The sequence below is a fragment of the Lacisediminimonas profundi genome (assembly GCF_008831265.1).
Taxonomy (GTDB): Bacteria; Pseudomonadota; Gammaproteobacteria; order Burkholderiales; family Burkholderiaceae_D; genus Lacisediminimonas; species Lacisediminimonas profundi.
The window spans coordinates 64,380-81,147 of sequence record NZ_VTTH01000005.1; the positions used below are offsets into that span (position 1 = coordinate 64,380).

17 protein-coding genes are annotated in these 16,768 nt (G+C 62.4%); 2 read left to right on the forward strand and 15 right to left on the reverse strand.

The genetic code is table 11. The features are described from left to right. The first annotated feature begins 253 nt into the window (after positions 1-253). A complete protein-coding gene (locus tag FVE66_RS14805) occupies positions 254-832 on the forward strand; it encodes a TetR/AcrR family transcriptional regulator (RefSeq protein ID WP_161993289.1) in 579 nt (192 codons plus the stop codon). A gap of 3 nt (positions 833-835) precedes the next feature. On the opposite strand, the gene FVE66_RS14810 is transcribed toward FVE66_RS14805, so the two are convergent. The 12 genes from FVE66_RS14810 to FVE66_RS14865 form a co-directional block, all read right to left on the reverse strand. Then, positions 836-1,897, reverse strand: a complete 1,062-nt coding sequence (locus tag FVE66_RS14810) for a CDP-6-deoxy-delta-3,4-glucoseen reductase (protein ID WP_241673234.1) — start codon at positions 1,895-1,897, stop codon at positions 836-838. 4 nt (positions 1,898-1,901) lie between these two features. Next, a complete protein-coding gene (locus tag FVE66_RS14815; RefSeq protein WP_161993290.1) occupies positions 1,902-3,881 on the reverse strand; it encodes an AMP-dependent synthetase/ligase in 1,980 nt (659 codons plus the stop codon). Position 3,882: 1 nt separating this feature from the next. Beyond that, positions 3,883-4,737: an ABC transporter ATP-binding protein gene (locus FVE66_RS14820; protein ID WP_151448231.1), complete on the reverse strand. Its 855-nt coding sequence runs from the start codon at positions 4,735-4,737 to the stop codon at positions 3,883-3,885. 18 nt (positions 4,738-4,755) lie between these two features. Further along, a complete protein-coding gene (locus FVE66_RS14825) occupies positions 4,756-5,631 on the reverse strand; it encodes an ABC transporter ATP-binding protein (protein WP_241673235.1) in 876 nt (291 codons plus the stop codon). A gap of 14 nt (positions 5,632-5,645) precedes the next feature. Then, positions 5,646-6,713, reverse strand: coding sequence for a branched-chain amino acid ABC transporter permease (locus FVE66_RS14830; protein WP_151448232.1), 1,068 nt, complete (start codon positions 6,711-6,713; stop codon positions 5,646-5,648). After that, entirely contained in the window at positions 6,710-7,594 is an 885-nt protein-coding gene (locus FVE66_RS14835) for a branched-chain amino acid ABC transporter permease (RefSeq protein ID WP_151448233.1), read from the reverse strand. The genes FVE66_RS14830 and FVE66_RS14835 overlap by 4 nt, the downstream gene beginning before the upstream one ends. Positions 7,595-7,663: 69 nt before the next feature. Further along, positions 7,664-8,890 (reverse strand): ABC transporter substrate-binding protein, encoded by a 1,227-nt coding sequence (locus tag FVE66_RS14840; RefSeq protein ID WP_151448234.1) that lies wholly within the window; start codon positions 8,888-8,890, stop codon positions 7,664-7,666. A gap of 167 nt (positions 8,891-9,057) precedes the next feature. Further along, positions 9,058-9,792 (reverse strand): Phenylacetic acid catabolic protein, encoded by a 735-nt coding sequence (locus tag FVE66_RS14845; protein WP_151448235.1) that lies wholly within the window; start codon positions 9,790-9,792, stop codon positions 9,058-9,060. A 37-nt stretch (positions 9,793-9,829) separates the two neighbouring features. Then, positions 9,830-10,648: an enoyl-CoA hydratase/isomerase family protein gene (locus FVE66_RS14850; protein ID WP_151448236.1), complete on the reverse strand. Its 819-nt coding sequence runs from the start codon at positions 10,646-10,648 to the stop codon at positions 9,830-9,832. Continuing rightward, positions 10,645-10,995, reverse strand: a complete 351-nt coding sequence (locus tag FVE66_RS14855) for a MaoC/PaaZ C-terminal domain-containing protein (protein WP_151448237.1) — start codon at positions 10,993-10,995, stop codon at positions 10,645-10,647. Before FVE66_RS14855 ends, FVE66_RS14850 begins: the two co-directional genes overlap by 4 nt. 17 nt (positions 10,996-11,012) lie before the next feature. Beyond that, entirely contained in the window at positions 11,013-11,396 is a 384-nt protein-coding gene (locus FVE66_RS14860) for an FAS1-like dehydratase domain-containing protein (protein ID WP_151448238.1), read from the reverse strand. A 210-nt stretch (positions 11,397-11,606) separates the two neighbouring features. Then, positions 11,607-12,257 carry a TetR/AcrR family transcriptional regulator gene (locus tag FVE66_RS14865; protein ID WP_151448239.1) on the reverse strand — a complete coding sequence of 217 codons (651 nt, stop codon included), beginning with the start codon at positions 12,255-12,257 and terminating at the stop codon, positions 11,607-11,609. 177 nt (positions 12,258-12,434) lie between these two features. On the opposite strand from FVE66_RS14865, the gene FVE66_RS14870 reads away from it, so the two are divergent. Then, complete coding sequence (locus FVE66_RS14870) at positions 12,435-13,403, forward strand: Bug family tripartite tricarboxylate transporter substrate binding protein (protein WP_151448240.1); 969 nt, start codon at positions 12,435-12,437, stop codon at positions 13,401-13,403. A 101-nt stretch (positions 13,404-13,504) separates the two neighbouring features. Here the strand turns inward: FVE66_RS14870 and FVE66_RS14875 are convergent, their stop codons facing one another. From FVE66_RS14875 to FVE66_RS14885, 3 genes are read right to left on the reverse strand one after another with little or no spacing between them, the layout of a single operon-like run. Further along, positions 13,505-14,911: an amidase gene (locus FVE66_RS14875; protein WP_151448241.1), complete on the reverse strand. Its 1,407-nt coding sequence runs from the start codon at positions 14,909-14,911 to the stop codon at positions 13,505-13,507. 25 nt (positions 14,912-14,936) lie between these two features. Beyond that, entirely contained in the window at positions 14,937-16,223 is a 1,287-nt protein-coding gene (locus FVE66_RS14880) for a TRAP transporter large permease (protein WP_151448242.1), read from the reverse strand. Beyond that, a complete protein-coding gene (locus FVE66_RS14885; protein WP_151448243.1) occupies positions 16,220-16,762 on the reverse strand; it encodes a TRAP transporter small permease in 543 nt (180 codons plus the stop codon). The genes FVE66_RS14880 and FVE66_RS14885 overlap by 4 nt, the downstream gene beginning before the upstream one ends. Between the last annotated feature and the right edge of the window lie 6 nt (positions 16,763-16,768).

Sequence of the window (16,768 nt, forward strand, 5' to 3'; positions counted from 1 at the left end):
GTCGTCCTTGTTACCTTCGATTTGCAGTTACGCCCGCCCTGCGCTCCATGCCATTTTGCGGGGTTGAAAAAATATTAGCACGTTTGTGCGACTAAGCATATGCAAAAAAATTTCATGTCGGGTGACCCGGATCGCTTTTCCTGACGCACTGCTTCCGTTAATCTTGGCGCATTCATCAAGTCGTCGAAATATGGCCACCACACAAAAATCTGCGGATACGCCCGGGCACCGGGAATCCGCACCGGCACAGAACATGCGCCCGGGAACCCAGCGGCAGCAGGACTACCTGCTGGGCGTTGTCTACGACCTGATTTCCGAGCACGGCATCGACGCGCTGACGATGCGGCAGGTGGCGCAGGCGAGCAATGTCAGCACCGGCACCATCAACTACCATTTCCAGAACAAGGAAAACCTGGTGATCTCGGCGCTGGAGAATGCCTATCAGCTGCCGAAGGACTGGGAGCAGTACCGCGGGTCGCCTGCCGCCCAGTTGCGGCGCATCGCGCTGTCCTATGTGCTGCGCGCCAGCAGCGACCGCTGGTGGCGGTTCTGGATCAACTACCTGGCGGCCAGCACCCGGCACGAGGAAATGCAGGTGCACCAGGAAGCGCGCTTCGACAAGCAGCTGGCGTTCTGGTCGAGCCTGGTGGCGGATGGCATCGCCAAGGGCGAGTTTTGCGAGGGACTGGATCCGGTCGACACCGCGCGCGAAATGCTGATCCTGGTGCATGGCCTGATTGCGATGCAATTCATGAAGCCGGATGCGAAAACGCGCGCATTCGCGCGGGAGCGGATCAACAAGGGGGTGGATGCGTTGCTACGGGGGACGTGATGGTCAGGACCCTGCCCCATCCCCGCCCGGCCTGCTGATCGCGGCCCTGTCCCCCGCGGTCAGGAACAAGTCCGCAAAAAACCGCTCGGGCGGCAAATTGCAGTACTGCGTCAGATCCCGCCGGGCCGCATTTACCATGGCCGGCACGCCACACGCATACACGTCATATCCCGACAAGTCCGGATAGTCTTCCATCACCGCCTGGTGGACAAATCCGGTGCGCCCGTTCCACGCCAACATCCCGTCCGGCTCTGATAGCACCGGGACGAAACGGAAAGCCGGATAGCGCTCTTCCCAGCGTATCGGCAAGTCAGTCATGTACAAATCCTGCAAGCGCCGCCCACCCCAGTACAGCACGGCCGGGCCGTCGAGCTTGCGCTTCACCGCATCCTGAACCATCGACTTGATCGGCGCGAATCCGGTGCCGCTGGCAATAACGATCACCGGCCTGTGCTCATCGCGCAGGTAGAAGCCACCCTTGGGGCCTTCCATCGTCAACTCGTCGCCCTCGCGCAGGGTTTCGAATACATACTGCGTAAACGCGCCGCCCGGCACCCGTCGCACATGCAGTTCCACACTGCCGGTATCATGCGGCGCATTCGCGATCGAGAAGCTGCGGCGCAGGCCGTCGGGCCTCAGGATTTCGACATACTGGCCGGCGCGAAATCGGAAAGTGAAGCCGGCCCGCAGCGCCAGTTGCAGCACCACCACGTCGTCGGTCACCCGATCGATGCGCAGCACCCGGCACTGGAATCTCATCGGACTGGGCGCGAACCCGATCTCTTCGAACGGCACATCGACCACAAGATCTGTCAGCGCAGTGCTGCAGCACATCAGGAAATAACCCTGCTCGCGCTCCGCCTCGGACAGCGCGGCGCTGGAGTAGAAGCCGTGCTCGACAGAGCCCGAGCAAAGCCTGGCCTTGCAGGTGCCGCAAATGCCGTCGCGGCAGGAATACGGCAATGGAAGCCCGGCCTGCTCGCCGGCATCCAGTATCGATTGGTCGGGCGCTGCGTCGAATGAGCGTCCTGAATTCTCTAGCCGGATATTCATAACGTCAGGCATGACGTCATACCGCCGAATCAACTGCAACCGGCACCACTTGCGCTTCACCGCCGGAAGCGCCGGAGCCACCGCCGTTACCGGCGTACATGGCCTCGATCAGATGGCAGAACTGCTTTTCCATCTGCGCACGCTTGACCTTGCGGGTCGGCGTCATTTCGCCATCGTCGTGCGACAGGTCGCGCGGCAGGATTGCGAACTTCTTCACGGTCTCGACCCGCGCCAGCTTGCCGTTCGACTGCTCGACCTCCTGCCGGATCAGTTGCACCACTTCCGGGTTAGCCGCCATGTCGCGCAAGGTCGTATAGGCAATGCCTCGCTGCTGCAGCAGGTCGCCGACGGCATCTGCATCGAGTTCGATCAGCGCAGTCAGGTAGTGCCGGCCGTCGCCGATCACTACCGCTTCACTGATGTACGGACTGGCCTTCAGGCAGTTCTCTACCTGTTCGGGGGAAATGTTCTTGCCGCCGCTGGTGATCAGCACATCCTTCTTGCGGCCGACTATGCTGATGTAACCGTTCTGATAGATCTCGCACAGATCGCCCGTGTGCAACCAGCCATGTGCGTCCAGTATGCTGAACGGCTCGCTCTCCTGTCCCTTGTAGCCCCGGAAGCCAATCGGGCCGCGCAGCAGCAGCTCGCCCTCCTCGGTTTTCATCGCCTCCCAGCCGGGGAATACATGGCCGACCGTGCCGCGGGCGTCCTGGCCCGGCAGCGAGCCGGTCGGTATATTGTGCAACTCGGTCATGCCGAATGCATTGATGATAGGCACGCCGAGCGCCATGTAGTACTCGAAAAGATCCGCCGACATCGGCGCGGCGCCGCAGATCAGATAGCGGGTATGCAGCAGGCCGATGTGCTTCTTCAGGTGGCGCAGCACCAGCCAGTAAGCGACGCCGTGGCCAATGCGATCGGCCAGGGTCCAGCGCGTCACCATCGGCTGCACCTGGTCATATCCAATCGGCTGGCGTGGCGCCAGCACGGCCATGGCCTCGATATTCTTGCGCTGGCGCGCCACCCGCCTTTGCCCGACCGCAAGCGACCACCGGTACAGCCACTTCTTGAGCGCGGTCGACTTCCCCATCCGGATCTCGACCGCAGTCTTGATTTTCTCCATGATGCGCGGCACCGCGCCGAACACCGATGGCTGGATCTCCGCCACGTCGGACTGCACGGTGTCGATGCTGTCTGCGAAATTCACCACGCAGCCGGAGCCCAGGTGCACGGCAATCGACATGATGCGTTCGAAGGCGTGCGACAGCGGCAGGTAGGACAGCCATTCGTCGCGGCTGTCGATCGGCATTGCCCGCATCATCGCGCGTGCACCCTCGACCGGACCGCGCTGTTCACACAGCGCACCTTTCGGCGCGCCGGAGGTGCCGGAGGTGTACATCACGTCATAGATGCTGTCCGGCGTCACCGCAAACAGCATGGCTTCGAACACCGACGGATCCTGCGCATCGCGCTTGGCGCCCAGCACTTCGACATCCTTGTAGGACAGCACCAGGCCGCCGCGCTCGGCGCCCACGCCCTTCGGGTCGAACACGATGACGCGGTCGATGACCAGTCCCTGGTCGCGCAGTTCCAGAACCTTGTCCAGATGTTCCTGGTCACCGGCAATCAGTACCCGCGCGCCGGAATTTTCCAGGATGTGCCTGACCTCTTCCACCGAACTGGTCGGATAGACGGTCGTGACGACCGCCCCCGCGCACTGCACGGCAAGGTCGCTGTACAGCCATTCCTGGCAGTTCTCGGCCTGGATCGCGACCGCATCGCCGGGGCGAATGCCGAGCTCGACCAGGCCCATCGTGAAGCGGCGCACATGATCGAGGTACATGCGCCAGGACACCTGCTGCCAGATCCCCAGGTGCTTCTCGCGGATCGCGACGGCGTCGGGACGTGTGACAGCGTGCTGCCATAGCTGGCGCGGCAGGGTCGACAGCGCGTCGGAAGATTGTCCGCCATGGTTGATGTTGCTGCGTTCCACGTCAGGCCCCCAGGTAATTGCGGATGACTTCCGGATTGCGGCGCACCGTTTCCGGCAGGCCCGAGGCGATCGGACAACCGAAGCTCATCACGGTCACGCGGTCGGAAATGTCCATCACGACGTCCATCTCGTGCTCCACCAGCACCACGGAAAGCCCCACCTCGTCGCGGATATCGAGCAGGTAGCGCGTCACGTCCTCTTTTTCTTCCAGGTTCATTCCGGCGACTGGCTCGTCCAGCAGCAGCAACTGCGGCTCGGCCGCCAGCGCGCGCCCGATCTCGACCCGCTTCTGGAGGCCGTACGACAGGCTGCCGACCGGGCTCCGGCGCACATGCTGGAGATTGAGGAACTCGATGATTTCTTCCACCTGCTGCTGGTGCCCGGACTCCTGGCGATAGCCTTTTCCCCAGAACCATCCGCTTTGCAGCACACCGCCCTTCATGAAGCGATGCCGGCCGACCAGGATATTCTCCAGCACCGTCATGCGCCGGAACAGTTCGATGCGCTGGAACACGCGCGCCACGCCTAGCCGGGCGATCTTGTCCGGAGCCTGGCCCACCAGCTGGTGGCCATCGAGCGTGATCGAGCCGGTTGCCGGCTTGTAGTAGCCGCAGATGCAGTTCAGCACCGTGCTCTTGCCGGCGCCATTGGGCCCGACCAGCGCGTGGATCTCGCCGCGCTTGACGTCCAGGCTCATGCCGTTGACAGCCTTGACGCCGCCGAAGGCAAGCGTGATGTCGCGCACGTCGAGCAGCGGCTGCCCGAGGCTTTCACGCGGCGCACGCGGAAAATACGACAAGATCTCACCGCGGCTCTCCCACGACGGGGGCAAATGGCGGTCCACCCTGACACTCATGTTCATTCCTGCCTCGCTTTAGGACAGCCAGCGCTTGCGGCGCTTGTAATGCTTGACGTCGCGGAAGCTCTTGCGCGCGTCGCCTTCCATACCCAAGTAGAACTCCTGGATCTCGCGGTTGCCGCGCAACTGCTCGGCCGGTCCGTCGTAGACCACTCGTCCGCTTTCCATTACATAGCCGTAGGACGCAATGTCGAGCGCCACCCGCGCGTTCTGCTCGATCACCAGGATCGCGATGCCGAAGTCGCGGTTCAATTCGCGCAGCACGCCGAAGTTCTGCTGGACCAGCATCGGCGACAGGCCGAGTGTCGGCTCGTCCAGCACCATCAAGCATGGCCGCGCCAGCAGCGCCTTGGCCATGGACAGCATCTGCTGCTCGCCGCCGGACAGGTAGCCGCCAAGCTGTTGCTCGCGCGTCTTCAGTATCGGGAAGCGCTGCATCACGCGCTCGATGTCGTCCGCCAATCCGGCGCTGCTGTCGCGGCAGAATTGCGACAACAACAGGTTCTCGCGCACCGACAGTTCCTTGATCACGTTGCCGCCTTCGGGAATCTGGTACAGCCCGCGCCGCGCGACCTGGTGCGTGGCCAGCCCGTCCAGAGGCTGTCCGTCGAATAAGACCGCGCCGGAGCGGATCTCGCCATCGACCGACTGCAGCAGCCGGGAGATGGCGCGCACCAGCGAGGTCTTGCCGGCGCCGTTGGGCCCGAACAGTGTGACGACCTGGCCGGGTTCCACCTTCAGGGACACGCCTTTTACGGCGTACATCACGTCGTGGTAGACCACCTCGATATTGCGCACCTCCAGCAGCGGCACTGCCGGCGCCGGGGCGGAATCGGGAGAATCAGTTCTTGCCGCTTGTTGGGGCATGCGTTTCACCAGGGACAAAGTCATGGCAGATCCGGCATTCAGTGCGCAAAAGGCCACGAACGGAAATAGGTCAGGAGGTCGCGCCAGAAGCGGGCCAGTCCTTCCGGCTTGAACATCAGGAACAGGATGATGACCAGTCCATACACCGCGCCCTCGACGAACGCTCCCTTGGACTGCACATCGAGCGCCGGCCACAATTTCGATGCTGCCTGCACGCCCACCCGCACCACTTCCGGCAGCAGTGTCATGAATACCCCGCCAAGGATTGAGCCGGTCACGCTGCCCATGCCGCCGACGATGATCATGGCGATATAGGCCACCGACACCGTCAGGCCGAAGTTGTCCGGGTTGATGAACTGCAGGTAGTAGCCGAGCATGCTGCCGGCCACGCCGCCGAGGAAGGATGAGATGGCGAAGGCGACCAGCTTGGTGCGAAAGATCGAAATCCCTGCCATTTCGGCCGCGGTATCGCTGTCGCGCACCGCCATCAACGCACGGCCGACCCAACTCCGCTGCAGGTTGGCGACGAAGATTGCGCTGGCCGTCGCCAGTGCAAGGAACAGGTAGTAGAACTGTACGTCCCCGGCGACCGTCCAGCCGAACAGCGTGGGCGGCGGCACATGGGTGCCGGACGACCCGCCGGTCAGCGGCCCGGCCTTGCGCAGCGCGAAATCGACCAGCACGAAGAAGGCGAGCGTTGCCAGCGCCAGGTACAGCCCCTTCAGGCGCAAGGCCGGTATCGCAATCAGGCAGCCGACCAGCGCCGCAATCGCACCTGCTGCCAGCATCACCAGCGGAAACGGCACTGCCAGCTTGGCCAACGCCGCTGCCGTGTACGCCCCGACCGCCAGGAACGAGGCGTGCGCCAGCGAAATCTGTCCGGTGTTGCCGGTCAGCAGATTCAGCCCGAGGGAGCCGACCACGGCAATTGCCGCCAGGTTGAAGGTATAGATCCAGTACTGTTGCATGAACGGCGGCACCAGCACCAGCATCAGCAGCAACGCCGCCAGCCAGAAGCGAGTCCAGAAATTCTGGAATCCCTGCAACAAGGAACGGTCCTCGAGATAGCTGACCCGATAGCTTCGATAGAACAGGATGCGGCTCATACTTTCTTGATCTCCGGGGTGCCGAACAGGCCATAAGGACGGATCATCAGGATCAGCAGCAGCACCACATAGCCGATCACTTCCTTGACGCCACCGCCGAGCACCGGATCGAGATAGCCGCCGGCAAAGGATTCAACCAGGCCGATGATCAGTCCGCCGATGATGACGCCGCCTATGCTGTCGATGCCGCCCAGGATCGCTGCCGGGAACGCCGACAGGCCGCGCGCATCCATCGACAGGTCGAGGCCGACCAGCTGCACCATCATGATTCCCGAGATGGCGGCCATCATTCCGGCCAGTCCCCATGAATAGGCGAACACCCGGTGGATCGAAATGCCGGACAGCGCGGCATGGTCCTGATGAAAGGCCACGGCTCGCATCGCAATCCCCTGCGACGAGCGGCGGAAGTAGAGCACGAAGCCGCCGATGAACACCGCAGCGGTCAGCAAGGTCCACAGGTAGACCGAGGGCACCCTGGCGCCTAGCACATCGACGAAGCCGGCCTTGAACAACGGCACCGGCGATTGCGGCTGGGTACCCCAGACCAGGCCTACCAGGTTGCGCAGCAGCGTGCCCAGCCCGATGGTCAGCATGATGATGGCAATCGCCGACTCACCCACCATGCGGCGCAGGCAGAGGCGCTCGACCATCACGCCCACCAGGAACATGCTGGCAACCGCAGCCGGGACCGACCACCACGGCGGCAGTCCCAACTGGACCTGGAACATGTAGAAAAAATAGGCGCCGACCATGGTCAACTGCCCGTGGGAGAAGTTGAACACGCCGGTGGCCTTGTAGATCAGCACAAAGCCGAGACCGCCGAGCGCATAACCGCTGCCCAGGGCAACCCCGGTCAGCAACAACTGGATGAACAGATCCATCTGGACAGGTCCCGGATAATGATTCGATCGTGGAGGGTCGCAGCGATTCCTGCGGAATCGCTGCGACGATCAGTTCGGCGTTACCCAGCCGCCGATCGGCTCATACACCCTGCTGTCGGCGTTGATCCGGAACAGCTTGACGCCGGTGCTGCCCTTGTGCCGGTCGGGGCCGAAACTCAGCGGCGGCGTGATGCCCCTGGTGTCGAAATTCTTGATCTGCTGCAGGGCATCCCGCATCTTTTCGCCGTTGGCAGCAGGGCCGGCCTTCTTCAGCGCCTCGGCCATCACCATCGCGGTGACATACCCCTGCACGAAGTTGGAATACATCAGCGAGCCCAGCTTCGCTTCAGGCACGTCTTCCAGCTTGCGGGCAGCGATGCGCATGGCGGCAACGCCAGGAATGCTGGTCTCGTTCCATTTCGACCAGGGACCGACGCCGATGAATTTCTTCGACAGCGCCGCGCCATTCGGCTGCGACAGTATCAGGTCGGGCTCGCGGTCCATTGCTTGCGTGGTGCCGAAGAAGGTCGCGTCCAGTCCGACCTTGTTGGCGTCACGCAGGATGGCTGCCACGTGCGCACCGGCCAGCTGGATGATCACGTACTTCACGCCGGCCTGTTTCAGTGCCAGCACCTGGGTAGTGGCGTCGGTATCCTTCAGCGCCATCACGACTTTGCTGGTCAGCGGCTTGCCGTATTTTTGCATGCGCAGTTCAGCCGCGCGCACGGCTTCCAGTCCAAACTGGCTGTCCGGCGCGATCACGGCAATCTTCGGATCCTTGTCGCCGATGCCGTTGAACACATGGTCGATGGCTGCGAACACCGTATCCTGGTAGCTGGCGACGATATTGAACAGCCAAGGATGGACCGGATTCGAAGCCAGTTCAGGCACGCCGATACCCGTCAGCGGCACTTTCAGCGACTCGGTCAGCGGCTTGGCGGCGAACAGGCCGTCGGAGGTCACCATCATGGCGGCAAGCACCTTGTCCTGCTGTGCGAACTTGCGCAGGAAACCGACCTCCTTCTGCACATTGCGTTCGGCATTTTCCTGCAGCAGTTCCAGTTTCTTGCCATGCATGCCACCAGCGTCGTTGACTTCCTTCAGGTAAGTGTTGAAGCCGCCGGCGAAGGTCTTGCCGTGGTAGGACGAAGGTCCGGACAGGTCGTTGGCAATGCCGAACTTCCAGGTTTCCTGGGCAATCGCGCTGCCGGCGCCAAGGGTCAGGGCAGTGGCGGCTGCAACAGTGGCAAGCAGCCGGGATCCGGCCGCACAGGACGTGCGTATCGTTTTGAACATATGCGTCTCCTCATTGTTCTCTGTCTGATTTTTTGACAGGCGGCGTGGCTTGGCCGCCTGCACCTGCCTTGCTTGCGGGTCTTTGCCCGCTGTGTTCGTCCGCCCGTCATCCGGATGCCGGATGCAGGCGGCTTATCGTTATGGCACTACTGTGACGCTGCCCTGCCTCAAAGAAATTTGCGATTCGCCCGGTCGTCCGGCACCACGATCCCGATCTTCTCCATCAGCGGCCGGGTGTCGGCGATGTACTGCTGGCGCAGTTCCTCATTGCCCTGCTGCCGGATGCCCCAGCGTACATATTTTTCGCTGAAGGTGGAACCCGATGTGCCGAACATGTCCAATGCTGCCGGCCACCATTTATGGATCAATTCCTGCGCTTGCGCCAGGCCCTCGGGCGTTTCGCAGATCTTGGTCAGGTTCTGGTAGCCCAGGGTGGCATGGAAGACTTCATCCCGGTGCAGGCGCGGGGCCACGGCACGCAGCGGTTCGTAAGGCACGTCGCCCCAATTTTCGCCGATGTACATGCCTACACGATCGCCCAGCGCATGGAAGAAGCACAGGTCGCACCAGGTATCCATGGGCATATTGAAAATGTACTGCTCGATCGGCTCTTCGATCTTGTCCACGCCCAGTCCCTTCAGGATCTGCGCAGTGATCACGCCGTGTTCGACCTCCTGCATCATCAGCTTGGCCAGCAGCCGCTTGGCCTCGACATCCGGCGCCAGCGTCAGGCAACGCTCCCACAGCTTGACCAGCAGACGATCGTAGTGGGGGTTGGTGCTGTTCTCCAGATGCTTGCTCATCACCCGCACCAGCAGTGTGCGAAACTCTTCGGGCAGGTCTGGGTCGTTTTCCTTGTAGATCCGCGCATCGGCGCGATCCTGAACTGCGGCTTCACTCATGACGTTCTCCTTTGGCTTTTCGGGTTGCGGGACGACCTCAGGTCGCTGTCCATTTCGGCTTTCGTTTTTCAATGAAGGCCTGCGCGCCTTCGACGTGGTCATTGCTCTTCTTGAGCACACTCTGTCCAAGACGCTCCAGCCTGCGGCCGGTCTCGAGATCGACATCGGCGCAGGTATTGATCACCATCTTGGCCATGCCCAGCGCCAGCGGCGCCTTGGCTGCCAGCGCGCGCGCCATCTCCAGCGCGGCATCCAGTGCCTGGCCGGCTTCGACCAAGCGCGTAACCAGGCCCAGTTCGTTGGCGCGCTCGGCCTTCATCACGCCTTCCAGCATCACGATCTGCTTGGCGCGCGGCGCGCCGACGCAGCGCACCAGCCGAGAACACCCGCCGGAACCGGGGATCAGTCCGACATTCGATTCGGGCAGTCCCATGCGAGCATTGCCGCCCAGCACCCGGAAATCGCAAGACAGCGCGAGCTCCATGCCACCACCCGCCGCCACGCCCTCGATCGCCGCGATGAACGGCACCTCGATCGCCTCGATCAAATCGAACGACGCATGGATGGCCCTGGCCACCGCGCGGAATTTCCTGGTGCCGCCATCGGTCAGGCCGGCCATTCCGCGCACGTCTTCGCCGGCGGAAAAAGCTCGTTCGTTGCCGCAAAAGATCACCACGCGGGCATCGGAGGCGGCGATCTCGGCCATCACGTCAGCCAGCTCCCTGCGCATCGCCGCGTGCCATGAGTTCATCACTTCCGGCCGGTTCAGGCGCAGTACCCAGATACCGGGCTCGGGCTCCGAGATGCGGATGAATTCGCCGCGTTCGGTGCTTGCTTCTTCGAGTGCGGCGCTCATTCCATGCCATCCTGGAGATTCACCGTGCCGGCCAGTACCTCGCGCTCGCCGCAGCGCATCGACAGGTTGCCCTGCTCGTCGCATTTCACCTGCAGTTCGTCACCGGGGAAGACTGGTGCCTTGAGCCGGGTCTGGACCGAAGCCAGGCGCTCGCTGCCGTGTTGCGCGACCAGCGCGTCGATCGCCAGCAGCACCGTCAGCGGCCCTTGCGCAATGGCGCCGGGCAAGCCGAGTTTTTTTGCGAATTCATCGTCGTAGTGGACCGGATTGAAATCCTGGACGATGCCCGAGTACTGGACCATCATCCGGCGCGTCATTGCCGGCGCCGCCTTGTCTGTTGGTTTCATGTCGTCTCCAGCGGCGCTCAGGTGCGCTCTATGAATGTGGTGGTCTGCACCTGGATCTCTTCGCCCATCGGGGTAACGAAGCGGGTTTCGATGGTGCCGAACTGCATGCCGTTTTTCTCGGAGTAGTCGGCCAGGCGCAATTCGACGTCCAGCAGTTCGTCGGGCACGAAGGGGCGCTGGAATTCAATTGCGTGACCACCCAGCAGGGCCCGTTCGAGGCGCAGGCCAAGCGCTTTCACAAATGCTGCCTCGCCGGCGACCGTGGGACCAAAGAACGGCACCAGCCGTGCGGTCTCGCTGGCGGAAGGCGTTCCCAGCATCGCTTCCATTTCCGCAATCTTTACCGCATGCGCCCGGGTCCGGGTTCGCAGCAGCACTTGGCCCTTCTTGTCTCCATCCATGCATCCCTCCGTGATTTTTATGACCGGTTTCAGATACTGACTAGATAGTATAGTAAAAACCGGGGGTGTCAAGGGGATAGCTTGCCTCGCTAAAAAAGATGATTTGCAGGTACAGGGACCGACCTGACCGGTACTTTGCCGGACAGTGGCTTACCGTTTGCCGTGCGTGCGCTCGCTGTTCGTCCGGGTGTAGCGGGGAGCCACCGCCAGTCACCCGGCTTTCTTCATTACCCCATTCAACATCACGCCCCGCAATGCCCGCACCAGGCCCGGCCCGGACAGCGACTCCCCACGGCAATACCACTCAAGGAAGGTGCCGTTATGCAGCGCCATGATGATCGCCGCGACTTCCCGCGTGTCAAGATCGGTCCGGAATTCGCCGGTCAGCTTGCCCCGGTGCATCAACTCCTCTACCGACTGCGTCAGGCGCAGGTGGATGCCCTTCACCCTGCGCTCGATCTCGTCACCGGCATGATTGAATTCGAGCAGCATCAGGATGTACAGCGTCACAAGTTCCGCCTTTTCCGCACCCACTACCGACTGGCCATGCATGAACGCGATCAGCTTGTCCTGCAAATCCGGTCCGGCCGCTGCCACCCGCTCGACCATGCGGTCGACGATCAACTCCTCGATCTGGTCGAACAGGGCCATCAGGATCGCGGACTTGGTGGGGAAATAGAAGTAGACCGCGCCCTTGGTCAGTTCCGCCCCGGCGGCAATCTCGTCTACCGTCGCCGAACGGTAGCCCTTGCTGACGAATAGCCGCAGCGACGCCTTCAGGATCTTCTCGATGCTTGCTTCGCGCTGTTCGCGCTTTGTCGTGGCGCGCGGCGCGCGCGCTGGTTTTGGAATACTGGACATGTTCTGCGGCTGAACCCGGGAATGTGTGGATTCCCCATATGATACTGACTAATTGGCTAGTCAACTTCTGTTGACCGATTGTTGCCAGAATTTATCTGGCATTCCCGCATACAATTCTGCGAGTGACATCATGTCGCCCAAAGAACACATAACCAATCCAACACGAAAGAGATAAGCATGAAATTCTCCAAGTCCCTCCTTGCAGCCATGCTGCTGGTTGCCGGCATGGCCAACAGCGTCGCCCAGACCTGGCCGGACAAGCCGGTCAAGCTGATCGTCCCCTACCCGGCCGGTGGTGGTGTCGACCCGGTCGCCCGCTTGCTGGGTCAGAAACTGGCGGATCGCTGGAAAGTGCCGGTGCTGGTCGAGAACAAGCCGGGCGCCAGCGGATCGATCGGCGGCGCCTTTGTCGCGCAGTCCGCGCCGGACGGCAATACCGTGCTGATGTCGGCAACGGCCGAAGTGGTCATCAACCAGTTCATCATGCAAAAGATGGCGTACAACCCGGATACCGACTTGCGGCCGGTGACGCAGACGGTGCGCCTGCCATTCATGCTGGTCACGCATCCGTCGCGCCCCTATTCGAACGTGGCTGAACTGGTGGCTTTCGCCAGGAACAATCCGGGCAAGGTCAGCTATGCGTCTTCCGGCAACGGCACGCCGCAGCATCTGGCTGGCGCCCTGCTGGAGCAGATCGCGGGCGTGAAGTTGAATCATGTTCCCTACAAGGGTGTGGCACCGGCGGTGTCCGACCTGCTGGCCGGCCATGTCGACATTGGTTTCGCCGGCCTGCCGACCGCATTGCCGCATGCGAAGGCCGGAAAGCTGAAGGCGCTGGCCGTGTCATCGGCTACCGCATCGCCTGCAGCGCCGCAGGTGCCGCCGGTCGCGGCGACAGCGGGTCTCGGCAAATTCGAATTGATCCAGTGGTTCGGGGTATTCGTGCCGCACGGGACGCCGGATGCAGTGGTCGTGCGGCTGCAGAAGGACATGTCCGATGTGCTGAAAATGCCGGACGTGAAAGAGGCGCTGGAGAAGCAGGGCGCACAGCCGAGCGGCATGGCGACTGCGGAATTCGAGGCGCTGGTGAAGAGCGAGCGGCAGAAATTCGCGGCTATCGTGAAGGCGGCAAATATCAAGGAGTAATCAACGACCAAGCGGCACGGGGACGGTGGACGGGCAACTTTGTGTTGACCCGGTCCGTCCTCCCCGGACCGCAGCCCGGACCGTAGTCCGGGCCAGTGAAATCAGAGGCCCGGCCGCCGGCGCCCTGCCCCGTTCACCTGTTCGAACGCATACCCCAACTGCAGCAGGCCGAAATCATCGCGATGCCGGCCCACCACCTGCAAGCCCACCGGCAATCCCTCGTCGGTAAACCCGCAAGGCAATGACATCGCCGGATGCGACGTCACCGTGATGCTGAAACATGATCGCATCCAGTCGATGTAATTCTCCATTTGCACCCCATCGATTTCGGTGATGTAGGGCTGGTCGATCGCAAACGGTGGCACCTGGTTGACCGGGCATAGCAGGAACTCGTATTTCTCCATGAAACGATGCATGCGCTCGAACAACTGGGTGCGCAGCTTGTAGGCCCTGGCAATCTGCGGGCCGGTCAGCTTGCGCCCTTCTTCGATATTCCACACCACCGTATCTTTCAGCACACCGGGATGGGCGTCCATCAGGGGTCCCAGCCGCAGTTCGAAATCGAGAGCGCGCAGGGTCATGAAGATCTCGGTCGCATCGCGCAGGTCGGGTGTTACATCCTCGACCACGCAGCCCAGGTCTTCGAACAGCTGGCGTTGCGCCTGCAGCACCGCAGTCACCCGCGGGTCGACCGGAATACCACCGAGGTCCGGGCTCCACGCCACCCGCACCCCCTTGAAGTCGCGCGCCAGCGGAGCACGGAACTGCGCGCCGTCGCCTTCGATGGCGATCGGATCGCGGGCATCGAAGCCGGCCATCACCGACAAGTAAAGCGCCAGGTCCTGCACATTGCGCGCCATCGGCCCGGACACCGACATCGTGCTCCAGGCGTCCTGCGCCGGCAGTTGCGGCACCCGCCCGGCCGAGGGACGCAGGCCGACGACATTGCAGAAATTGGCCGGACAACGCAGCGAGCCGCCCATGTCGGTGCCGTCGGCGAGCGGCACCATGCCGGACGCCAGCGCCACCGCGGAACCACCGCTGGAACCGCCACAGGTGAGGCTCGGGTCGTAGGGATTGCGGGTGGCGCCAAACACCGCATTGAATGTCTGCGAACCGGCACCGAATTCCGGCGTGTTGGTCTTGCCGATGCTGATGGCGCCGGCCTGCTGCTGGCGCTCGACCACCAGCGCGCTTTTGGCGGGAATGAAACGCTCATGCACCTTGCTGCCGAACGTGGTGCGCATGCCGCGCGTAAGCAGCAAGTCCTTGTGCGCCACCGGCAGCCCATGCAGCGCGCCAAGGGGCTTTCCATGCGCCTGGTCTTCATCGGCCTGGGCTGCCGCCTGCAGGGCCTGCTCCGCATGCAGCGTCACGATCGCGTTGAGTTGCGGGTTGACCTGTTCAATACGGGCCAGGTGCGCCGTCATCACCTCGCGCGCGGACAGCTGACCGGCGCGGATTGCCGCGACCATGTCAGTGGCGGGCATGAAAAATATATCTGACATTGCTTGGTCCTTCCTGCTTCCGTTATCAATAGCCCAGCGTTTGCGGCAGCCACAGCGCAAGCTGCGGGAATACCGTGACCAGGGCCAGCGCCACCAGCATCGCGCCCACCATCCACAAGGCCCAGCGGATAGTCGATTCCATCGTGATGCCGGCAATGCGGGTGGTGACCATCAGGTTGACTGCCATCGGCGGCGTGAACTGGCCGATCGCCATGTTCATCGTCATGATGATGCCGAACCATACCGGATCCCATTTGTAGAACGTGATGATGGGCAGCAGCACCGGCAGGAAGATCATGAAGATGGATATCGCATCCAGCAACATGCCGGCAATCAGCAGCATGATGGTGATCATCAACAACATCAGCGCCTCGTTCTGGGCGAAGCCGAGCAGCAGCTTGGCGAACTCGTCGAAAGCGCCGAGGGTCGCGCCGGCATGGGCAAACACGCCGGCCAGGGAAATGATCAACAGCACCACAGCGGAAATTTCCGCCGATTCGACCAGCACCTCGTAGATGCTGCGCAGCGTCAGCGAACGGTAGACAAAAACACCGACCATCAAGCCATAGAATACGGCCACCACCGCCGCTTCGGTCGGCGTGAACATGCCGGTGCGCAAGCCACCGAGAATGATTACCGGCGCCAGCAAGCCCCAGATTGCCTCCTTGAAGCTGTCCCAGAAACGGGGACCGGCTTCGCCGGTTTCGATGCCCCAGCCGTTCTTGAATGCGAAGTACAGCGTGGGAATGATCAGCGACAAGCCGGCCAATATGCCGGGAATCACGCCACCGGCGAACAGCGCAGGTACCGATGCCTGCGGCACCAGCACGCTGTAGACGATCAGTGCGATCGAAGGGGGAATCAGGATGGCGGTGGAACCGGCGGCGGCAATCAGCGTCGCGGAAAATTCTTTTGGGTAGCCTTGCTTGAGCATGCCCGGGATCATGACCATCGCCACCGCAGCCGCATCGGCCGGGCCGGAACCGGAGATGCCGCCCAGGAACATGCAGACCAGGATCGCCACCACGCCCTGTGCGCCACGGCGCTGGCCGACGATGGCCGAGGCGAAACGCACGATACGGGCTGCGACGCCGGCGCGTTCGAAGATCATGCCGGCCAGCACGAACACCGGTAGCGCCAACAGAGGATATTTCGCCACGCCGTTGTAGGCATTGGTCGGCACCGACATGATGCCCAGGCCTTCGAGCAGGATGACGGCGGAGCCGGTGACGCCCAGCGCGACCGCCAGCGGCGCACCGATCGCCAGCAGGATGGCGAAGCCGAGGAAAAGGATCAGGCTGCCTTCGATCATAGCTGCGCCTCCTGGCCGTCGAGCTCGGGCTCGCCCTTGATCAGCCGTATCGTGCGGCCGACGATTCGCAGCAGGATTACCAGCGACAGCAACGGCAGGAAGATGGTGTAGATCCACTGCGGAATGCCGATGCCGGGCGAGGTCGTGTCGAACTGCCAGTCGTCGAGGAACAGCTTCCAGCCGTACCACACCAGCACCGCGAACATGATTGCCGACAGCAGCATGACCAGCAATTCGACCTTGCGCGCCAGCGCGGGCGGCAGGCGGTCGGTAATGAAGGTCATCCGGATATGGCGGTTGCGCGCGAACGCGGCGGCCGAGCCGACGAAAGTCAGCACCACCATCAGGAACACGGTGAACTCCTCGGTGAATGCGAACGAGGCATTGGTGAGATAGCGCACCACCACGTTGGCGAAGGTGATGCAGCAGATCAGTGCCATCACTGCGGCTGCAATCGCTTCTTCGATTTTTACCGGGACGCCGCGATGCGGCTTCTCCTTGCTGTCGCCGTGACCGGCGGGATCGGGCATGTCGCTCATGATTAT